This is a genomic window from Pontimicrobium sp. MEBiC01747 (assembly GCF_053601635.1).
On sequence record NZ_JBSHNS010000612.1, the window covers coordinates 1 to 8,352 of the forward strand.

Genomic DNA, 8,352 nt, shown 5'->3' on the forward strand with positions numbered 1-8,352 from the left:
CCATTAGGGATGGGAGATTTAATGTTTTTTCCCGATGGATCTGATTTTACAATAGACGATTTATTAGCAAATTTTAAACATTTTAAACCAGAATCTGCTTTTAGAACAAAGTGGGATTATGATAATCTTTTGTATTTAGTAGCAGGAGAACTTATAGCAAGAAAGAGCGGAATGTCGTGGGAGGCCTTTATAAAAACACGTATTCTGGAACCTTTAAATATGGATAATAGTTACGCATCTTTAGATCAAATTAAAGATACTAGTAATCTATCTGCATCCCACTCGACTGAGACAGGAACAATTAGAGTTATACCTACATTTAAAGAAATGATTAATGGTGCAGCTGGAGGTATTTTTTCTAATGTAGACGACTTATGCCAATGGATGCTTTTACAGTTAAATAAAGGAAAATATGGAGACGGCTTAAATAAACAATTGTTTACAAGTTTAAACCATAAAGAAATGTGGAAGATACATACCGTAATGGGAGTAAACCCAAACCCACGTTACAACTCTCATTTCTCTGGTTATGGCTTAGGTTGGTTTTTATCTGATGTAAAAGGAAATATGAAAGTAGAGCATACAGGAGGTTTGCCAGGGATGCTCTCTAATACAGTTATGATTCCAGATTTAAATTTAGGAATTGTTATTTTAACAAATACTAGTAATGATGGAGGTGGATTATTTTCTTCTGTAGCCAATGCTATTGTAGATAAGTATTTAGAACTAGATGATTTTAAATGGGTAGATAAGTATGCGGCATATTTTAAACAAAGGGCTAGTGGCAATGATGATTTTACCGAGAAAGTATGGAAAGATGTTTCTATTGCAGATGCATCAAAAATAAAGCCTAAAAATTACATTGGTTCATATAAGGATAACTGGTTTGGAGTTATGGAAGTTTTTAAAAATAATGGTAAGTTATATATTAAGTCATTACGATCTCCTAAATTAAATGGCGAGTTGCAATATTATAAAGACAATACGTTTGCTGTAAAATGGGAATACCAAGATATGAATGCTGATGCTTTTGTAACTTTTAGTTTAGACGATAAAGGAAAAGCAAAAAACATTAAAATAAAAGGAATTTCGCCTAATATAGATTTTAGTTTCGATTTTCAACATTTAGATTTAAAACGAGTAAATTAAAAAAAGAAAAATGAGTTGGATAAAAGTAATACCTTATAACGAAGCAGAATCGCGTTTAAAGAAAATTTATGATAAAGTAAAAGGGCCAGATAATAATGTAGATAATGTGCTAGCAATACATAGTTTAAGACCCCATTCTTTAATTGGGCACATGACGTTGTATAAAAATGTATTACATAACTCTAATAATACCTTGCCAAAATGGTATTTAGAAACTATAGGGGTTTATGTTAGTGCCCTTAATAAATGTAGCTATTGTGTAGAACATCATTTTTCGGGATTAAGCCGTTTATTGGATGACGATAATAAATCGCAAGAAATATACAATGCTATTAAAGCAGATAAATTAAACCATTGTTTTGATGACAAATTGGTAGCAGGTTTACAGTATGCAAAACAATTAACTGTAGACCACACAAGTATAACAGAAAGTGTTATAATAAATCTAAGAGCTTTAGGGTTTACAGATGGAGAAATCCTTGAGTTAAATCAAGTAGCAAGCTATTTTAATTATGTAAACAGAACAGTTTTAGGATTAGGTGTAAATACAGATGGCGATATAATAGGCTTATCTCCTAATAATAGTGATGATGCTAATAATTGGTCTCATTCTTAATATAAGATTATTCGGTTATTAGTGCTTTAATGGTTAAATACATAATGTTGGTTGTTGAAGATAAATAGTTAAAATCTACAGTCTCATAAGTATCACTAGATTTATGATAATGAGGTGTTGTATCTTTATTTTTAAACTCTTCGGTTAAACCTATAGCATTATAACCAATATTTCTAAAAGCAGCATGATCAGTTAAATCTACATTAGAAATATGTATAGGGATATTGTATTTAGCGGCAATAGTTTTATACTTTTCTTCAAGACGTTTTGTTGGGAGTTCTAATTCTATAGCCATGTCTTTATCATGATCCCATCCCATTTGGTCAACAGTATGTACAGAGTGAATATTATAGCCTTTTGTTTTAAGCATTTTTGCAAAAGCTTTGCTACCTATTAACCCTTTTTCTTCTTGATCGAAGAATATTACCATTACATTTTTATTTCTAAAGTTAAGTGCCTTAAGGTTAGACATTACACTATATACCATTGCGACACCAGTAGCATTGTCATTAGCTCCAGGCGAGTTTTTAACAGTGTCATAATGTGCCCCTAAAATAATATACTCATTACTTTTATTCGTAGCAGGTAAGGTAGCATATACATTAGTACCAGTATAATATACAATAGAAATTTTCGGGTTAGTATTAGGTACTAAATAATCATGTTCTTTTACCTCTAAACCAATAGCGGTTACTAAAGTTTTTAAATAATTTTTAGTTACAAGCCTTTCGTTTTCTGTGTATCTACTTTTTAATACGGTGCTATCATTTATCATTTTATTACCAGTAAGCTTACCAATAATTTCTTTTTGAATAGTTATTGAATTGATAGTAGGTGTTAAAGGCGCTTTATTTTGAGAGCTTTTTTTAGAAGAGCATGAAACGCATACTATTAATAAAACTAAAACAGTTAGTGGGTGTTTTGTAATATTATTCATGAGATTCATTTGTCCAAAAATATTGTAAATCTAAATCTTTTTTCCAACCTAAACTTTCATATAAAAATTGAGCAGGATTTGTTGTTTCTGTTTGTAAACCAATGCCTTTGTATTTTAAATCTTTACAAGTGTCTTTAGCTTTATTCATTAAAGCGACACCAACTCCTTTTTTACGATAGTTGGTATTTACAAACAAATCGTTTAAAATAAATATAGGCTGCATAGATACCGATGAGAAACTATGGAATAAATGGGTAAACCCTGCAGGTTTATTATTTATATAAGCTATATATATAATGGTGTCTTGCTTTGTTAAACGCTCTATTAAAAAAGGTTTTACGCCTTCTATATTTGTGGGTTGTCTATAAAATACTCGGTAACCATCAAATAAAGGAGCTAAATCCTCTAGGTGCGTTATATTGGCTCTTATAATTGTCATAATATTTCAAAAAAAAATCTGTAACCGAAGTTACAGATTTTAATTTTAAATATATTAAAAAGCGAATTTTCTACTTATTACCAGACTTTTGTTTGTTTATTTCGTCTTGTAGTTGGCGTCTTACTTTTTGTTCGCGCTCTAAAGCTACTCTTCTATGTTCTTCAAATTGCTCTTCGGTTTCAGCTAATGTTGTTTTTGCCTGTTTAGTTATAGAGTTGCTGTCTTTAAATTTATAGATAAATAGTAAAAGTAGTGCAAATAACCCTCCAATTATAGACCACATTAGCGTATTATAACCGCCTTTGCTCATTTGTATTCCAAATAAAGACATACTATCCTTTTCTGTATTTGTTTGGTCTAGAGTACCTTGTGTAGCTGATAAATCTGTTTTTAATTTTTCAATTTCTTGAGCTTGTTTATTAACTGTTGCTTTAGTGTCATTTAAGTTTTTGTGTACAGCTTTTAATGAGTCTAAAACATTACCTCTTAATTTTAATACCCAATTCCTTTTAATGACTTCATACGATTGTCTGCGTTCGTCATTCCAGTTACTAGATTTTGTAATAATAAATTCAAACTGATCGTTAATACTTCCACCATCAAGCGATAATTGCTTTTCTGTAGAGGGAGTTTCATTTTGAGCTTGTGTTGTTAGAGAGAAAAAAGCTATTAAAAGTAGTGCTAAAGTTGATTTTTGAAAGTTCATACAGGGAGTTCGTTTAATAATACTCAATATTACGAAAAAAGATTAATTATATAAATTTTAATAGTAAAAAGCCCCACTTTGGTGAGGCTTTTTATATATACGTAAAAGAATAGTGTTTAGATGTTTTTAATCACTATAATTTTATTCATTTTTTAATCTACTAGTAGTAAGTAAAACGTCTTACTTTAGCAATGTGTTTAGCTAAACGAATAACTTGGTGACTATAGCCATACTCGTTATCGTACCAGATGTATAGTATTGCATTTTTACCATCTTTACGTACAATAGTAGCTTTACTATCGTAAATAGAAGGTGCAGAACTACCAACAATATCACTAGATACTAATTCGTCGCTCATTTCATACTTTATTTGCTCAACTAAATCTCCTTCTAAAGCATACTTTTTTAATGTAGCGTTCATACTATCTACACTAGCTTCGCTTTCTAATTCTAAGTTTAAAATAGCTAAAGAACCATTTGGAACAGGAACACGAATTGCATTAGACGTAAGTTTACCTTCAAAACTTGGTAAAGCTTTAGAAACAGCAGCTCCAGCTCCAGTTTCTGTAATAACCATATTTAATGCAGCGGCACGACCACGACGGTATTTTTTGTGGAAGTTATCTACTAAATTTTGGTCATTTGTATAAGCATGTATTGTTTCTAGGTGACCGCTTTTTACACCATAAGTATCTTCTACAGCCTTTAAAATAGGTGTAATAGCATTTGTAGTACAAGATGCAGCAGAGAAAATGTCTAACTCGTCTGGGTTATTTTCTAAATGGTTTACACCATAAACAATATTAGGAATTCCTTTTCCAGGAGCTGTTAATAATACCTTATCTGCTCCTTTAGAAGACTTTAATCTTGTTAACGCTTCTTTATCTCTAAATACACCTGTGTTATCAATAATTAAGGCATTATCTATACCGTAAATAGTATAATCAATTTCTTCTGGCTGATTTGCAGAAATAATTTTAACAGTAGTACCATTAATAATTAAAGCTTGCTTTTCAACATCTATAGCAACTGTTCCTAAAAATTCTCCGTGAACAGAATCATTACGTAATAAAGCTGCTCTTTTTTCTAAAACAACTTCATCAACTTTACCACGAGTAACAATAGCTCTTAAACGTAATTGACTTCCTTTTCCTGTTCTAGTCATTAACTCTCTAGCAACTAAACGTCCAATACGACCAAAACCATATAGTACGACATCTTTTGGAGTAATAACTTCATTATTGTTAGCTTCCTTAAGTTTATTTGCAACAAAAGCCATAGCATTGCTATACTTTTTCTCTTCTAAATGATACTCGTACGTTAATTTACCAATATCTAGCTTTGCAGGCGGAACATCTAAAGTTTTAATGGCTTGTGCTATCTCTACAGAATCGAAAACCGAAATAGGTTTTTGTACAAACTCTCCAGCATATTCATGAAGATTTAAAATCTGGCTTACATTTCTATCAATTAATTGATTTCTAAAAATCACTAATTCTATAGACTTGTCGTACCATAAATCGCTTACAATTTTAATAAACTCTACAGTAGCTCTACGTCTATCTGCTTGAAACGCTAATTCGCTCTCGTAACTTTCTTTAACAGGCATTAGTTTAAATGTTTTGTGTGTTGTTAAAATTTTTGCAAAAGTATCGATTTCAAACGTTTTCGTAAAATTTTTAACGTAAAAAAACAAAAGCACTTTAAGGAATACCCAAAGTGCTTTTGTTTTAGTTAATCTTAACTTTTTACTATTTTCTATTTTAGTCCGTATTTATTTTTTTCGCCTTTAGAATTTAATATTTCAATACTAAGAGGTCTGTAAGGATCTCTATTTTTAATAATTTCCTGAACTTCGTCTATAGAATTAATTTTTACATTATTAATAGCGGTAATAATATTGCCTTCTTCTATACCTTCTTGCATGAAATATTGAGAATATGGACCACTAAGCTTAGAGATTTTTACACCATTATTTACATTATATTTTTTTAAGTCTTTTGGTTTTGCATCTTTAAGCACACCAATTATTGGAACAGTGATACTATTGTTTTTTAGTAATGTAACTTTAGCTTCTTTCTCTTTACCATCACGTAAAAAACTTACTGTAACAACATCATTTGGTCGTTTAGAATTGATAAAACCTTTAAGATCTGTGAATTTTCTAATTTTTATACCATCAATTTTTTTAATGATATCTCCACTTTGTAAACCAGCATCAAAGGCTCCAGTGTCTTCTTCAACATCATCTACATAAACACCTTCAGTTTCAGAAAGTCCAAATTTTTCAGCAAAACCACTACTTAAAGAGTTTCCAGAGATTCCTAAAATTCCATTTTGTACATTACCATACTCCATAATGTCCTGTATAACCTTTCTGGCAATATTGCTAGGTACTGCAAACGAATACCCTACGTAAGATCCTGTTTGCGAGGTTATGGCAGTATTAATTCCTATTAATTCTCCATTAGCATTTACCAAAGCACCTCCAGAATTCCCGGGGTTTACTGCCGCATCTGTTTGTATAAAAGATTGACTGCTATTACCAGATAAGTCTCTAGACTTAGCACTAATAATACCTGCGGTTACAGTAGACGTTAAATTAAATGGGTTACCTACGGCTAATACCCATTCACCAATTTTAGCATTATCACTATCGCCAAAGGTAGTGTATGGTAAATCTTCATCTGCTTCAATTTTTAATAAAGCAATATCCGTTTTGGGGTCAGTTCCTACTATTTCTGCTTTAAAAGTTTTATTATTATTTAAAGTAACACTTAAGGCTTCCGATCCTTCAATAACATGGTTATTTGTAATAATATAACCATCTGGAGAAATAATAACACCACTACCAGTGCCTAGTTGCCTACGTTGTTGTGTACGCCCCATAAATAAATCTTGAAGTGTAATTTGTTTACTACCAATCGTTACGTTCTTTACGTGCACAACAGCATTAACAGTTTTTTCTGCAGCAGTAACAAAACTTATGTTTTCCATTGCAGTTAAATTAGTATTACTTACTGTATTATTGGTAGGTATAAATACAGGTGCAGTTTGTTGTTGTGTCGTAACAACATCTTGTTTTTCTTCTAAAAAGGTTTTATATGTTCCTAGAGTAATTGCTCCTCCTAATACCGAAACTAAAACCAGCGATAAAATCTTTTTCATGTGTTAAGTGTTTATTGTTAAGGTTTGTTTTTTTTATGATACAATGACTAGTTATTAGCCGCTTGTAATAGATAACTATAAAATTAAAATATTATTGAGTGTCGTTTTCAATTTTAACGCGTATTTAACAGCTCCAATAAATTTCTAAAACAGTATATTTGTCGTAATTATTTTAATTAAATGACACATACCTTTTATAAGTATCAGGGCACAGGAAATGACTTCGTGTTTATTGATAACAGACAACAAGTATTTGACAAAAAAGATGCCAAACATATTGCTTTTCTATGCGATAGACGTTTTGGCATAGGAGCTGACGGTTTAATCCTATTAGAAGAGGATGACACTACAGATTTTAAAATGGTTTATTTTAATGCAGATGGTAATGAGAGTAGTATGTGTGGAAATGGAGGACGTTGTATTGTAGCGTTTGCAAAATTCCTTAATATTATAGAAGAAAAAACAACATTTAGTGCTATAGATGGTTTGCATCATGCCACTATAACTAACAATTATGTGAAATTACAAATGCAAGATGTAAATACAGTAGAAAAGTATAACACTCATGCGTTTTTAAACACAGGATCTCCTCATCATGTAGAAATCGTTAGTAACTTAAAACAGTTTAATGTAAAAGAGGAAGGTGCTAGAATACGTTATGGGGCACCCTATAATAAAGCTGGAAGTAATGTTAATTTTGTAGAACACGTAACAGAAAATACTTTTGGGGTTCGTACTTATGAAAGAGGCGTAGAAGATGAAACATTATCTTGTGGAACAGGTGTAACAGCAGTTGCATTGGCTATGCATAACAATGGCCTGACAACAGCAAATGAAGTAACACTAAATGTAGAAGGAGGTGTTTTAAAAGTTTCTTTTGAAACCGAAGGAGAAGGTTATAAAAATATATGGCTACAAGGGCCAGCTCATCAGGTGTTTAAAGGTGAAATATAATGATAACGCTAAAAGGAGAACATATATACCTTAGAGCTTTAGAGCCAGAAGATTTAGATTTTATACATTGTATAGAAAACGACGAGTCTATTTGGGAAATAAGTAGTACAATTACACCCTATTCAAAGTTTTTAATAAAACAATATCTAGAGCACGCCCATAAAGATATATACGAAGTAAAACAATTGCGATTGGTTATTTCTAATTACGAAGATGAAGCATTGGGGATGATAGATGTTTTTGATTTTGATATAAAAAACAGAAGAGCAGGAATAGGTGTTTTAATAAAAGCTTCTAAAAACAGAAAAAAGGGATTTGGAAGCGAAGCACTTCAATTATTATGCAATTATTGTTTTAATCACTTAGATTTGCATCAATTATAT

At 31.1% G+C, this 8,352-nt stretch carries 9 protein-coding genes; 4 read left to right on the forward strand and 5 right to left on the reverse strand.

Annotated features, from left to right (window positions below; translation table 11 throughout):
* Together ACVC2P_RS20505 and ACVC2P_RS20510 are read left to right on the forward strand one after the other, a co-directional pair.
* The coding region (locus tag ACVC2P_RS20505; RefSeq protein ID WP_452600298.1) for a serine hydrolase at nt 1–1,149 on the forward strand (1,149 nt) is incomplete at its 5' end.
* 10 nt (nt 1,150–1,159) lie between these two features.
* Nucleotides 1,160–1,765, forward strand: coding sequence for a carboxymuconolactone decarboxylase family protein (locus ACVC2P_RS20510; protein WP_452600299.1), 606 nt, complete (start codon nt 1,160–1,162; stop codon nt 1,763–1,765).
* Between the two features lie 7 nt (nt 1,766–1,772).
* On the opposite strand, the gene ACVC2P_RS20515 is transcribed toward ACVC2P_RS20510, so the two are convergent.
* From ACVC2P_RS20515 to ACVC2P_RS20535, 5 genes are all read right to left on the reverse strand, one after another.
* The gene (locus tag ACVC2P_RS20515; RefSeq protein ID WP_452600300.1) at nt 1,773–2,702 is read right to left on the reverse strand and encodes a M28 family metallopeptidase; all 930 of its coding nucleotides are present in this window, start codon (nt 2,700–2,702) and stop codon (nt 1,773–1,775) included.
* Nucleotides 2,695–3,141: a GNAT family N-acetyltransferase gene (locus tag ACVC2P_RS20520; RefSeq protein ID WP_452600301.1), complete on the reverse strand. Its 447-nt coding sequence runs from the start codon at nt 3,139–3,141 to the stop codon at nt 2,695–2,697. Before ACVC2P_RS20520 ends, ACVC2P_RS20515 begins: the two co-directional genes overlap by 8 nt.
* A gap of 70 nt (nt 3,142–3,211) precedes the next feature.
* Nucleotides 3,212–3,847 carry a tRNA (guanine-N1)-methyltransferase gene (locus ACVC2P_RS20525; protein ID WP_452600302.1) on the reverse strand — a complete coding sequence of 212 codons (636 nt, stop codon included), beginning with the start codon at nt 3,845–3,847 and terminating at the stop codon, nt 3,212–3,214.
* Nucleotides 3,848–4,007: 160 nt separating this feature from the next.
* On the reverse strand, nt 4,008–5,456 hold the full coding sequence (locus ACVC2P_RS20530) for a glyceraldehyde-3-phosphate dehydrogenase (RefSeq protein WP_452600303.1): 1,449 nt from the start codon (nt 5,454–5,456) through the stop codon (nt 4,008–4,010).
* 149 nt (nt 5,457–5,605) lie between these two features.
* Nucleotides 5,606–7,015 carry a trypsin-like peptidase domain-containing protein gene (locus tag ACVC2P_RS20535; protein WP_452600304.1) on the reverse strand — a complete coding sequence of 470 codons (1,410 nt, stop codon included), beginning with the start codon at nt 7,013–7,015 and terminating at the stop codon, nt 5,606–5,608.
* Nucleotides 7,016–7,195: 180 nt separating this feature from the next.
* Between ACVC2P_RS20535 and dapF the strand changes: the two genes are divergently transcribed.
* Nucleotides 7,196–7,969 carry a diaminopimelate epimerase gene (gene dapF / locus ACVC2P_RS20540; RefSeq protein WP_452600305.1) on the forward strand — a complete coding sequence of 258 codons (774 nt, stop codon included), beginning with the start codon at nt 7,196–7,198 and terminating at the stop codon, nt 7,967–7,969.
* Nucleotides 7,969–8,352, forward strand: a 384-nt coding sequence (locus ACVC2P_RS20545) for a GNAT family N-acetyltransferase (protein WP_452600306.1), incomplete at its 3' end; no start/stop codon positions are given. The genes dapF and ACVC2P_RS20545, both read left to right, overlap by 1 nt.

Bases quoted from the DNA above. Each gene is read 5' to 3' on its own strand.
- ACVC2P_RS20510 (WP_452600299.1), top strand. From the start codon at position 1,160: ATGAGTTGGATAAAAGTAATACCTTATAACGAAGCAGAATCGCGTTTA.
- ACVC2P_RS20515 (WP_452600300.1), bottom strand. From the start codon at position 2,702: ATGAATAATATTACAAAACACCCACTAACTGTTTTAGTTTTATTAATA.
- ACVC2P_RS20520 (WP_452600301.1), bottom strand. From the start codon at position 3,141: ATGACAATTATAAGAGCCAATATAACGCACCTAGAGGATTTAGCTCCT.
- ACVC2P_RS20525 (WP_452600302.1), bottom strand. From the start codon at position 3,847: ATGAACTTTCAAAAATCAACTTTAGCACTACTTTTAATAGCTTTTTTC.
- ACVC2P_RS20530 (WP_452600303.1), bottom strand. From the start codon at position 5,456: ATGCCTGTTAAAGAAAGTTACGAGAGCGAATTAGCGTTTCAAGCAGAT.
- ACVC2P_RS20535 (WP_452600304.1), bottom strand. From the start codon at position 7,015: ATGAAAAAGATTTTATCGCTGGTTTTAGTTTCGGTATTAGGAGGAGCA.
- dapF (WP_452600305.1), top strand. From the start codon at position 7,196: ATGACACATACCTTTTATAAGTATCAGGGCACAGGAAATGACTTCGTG.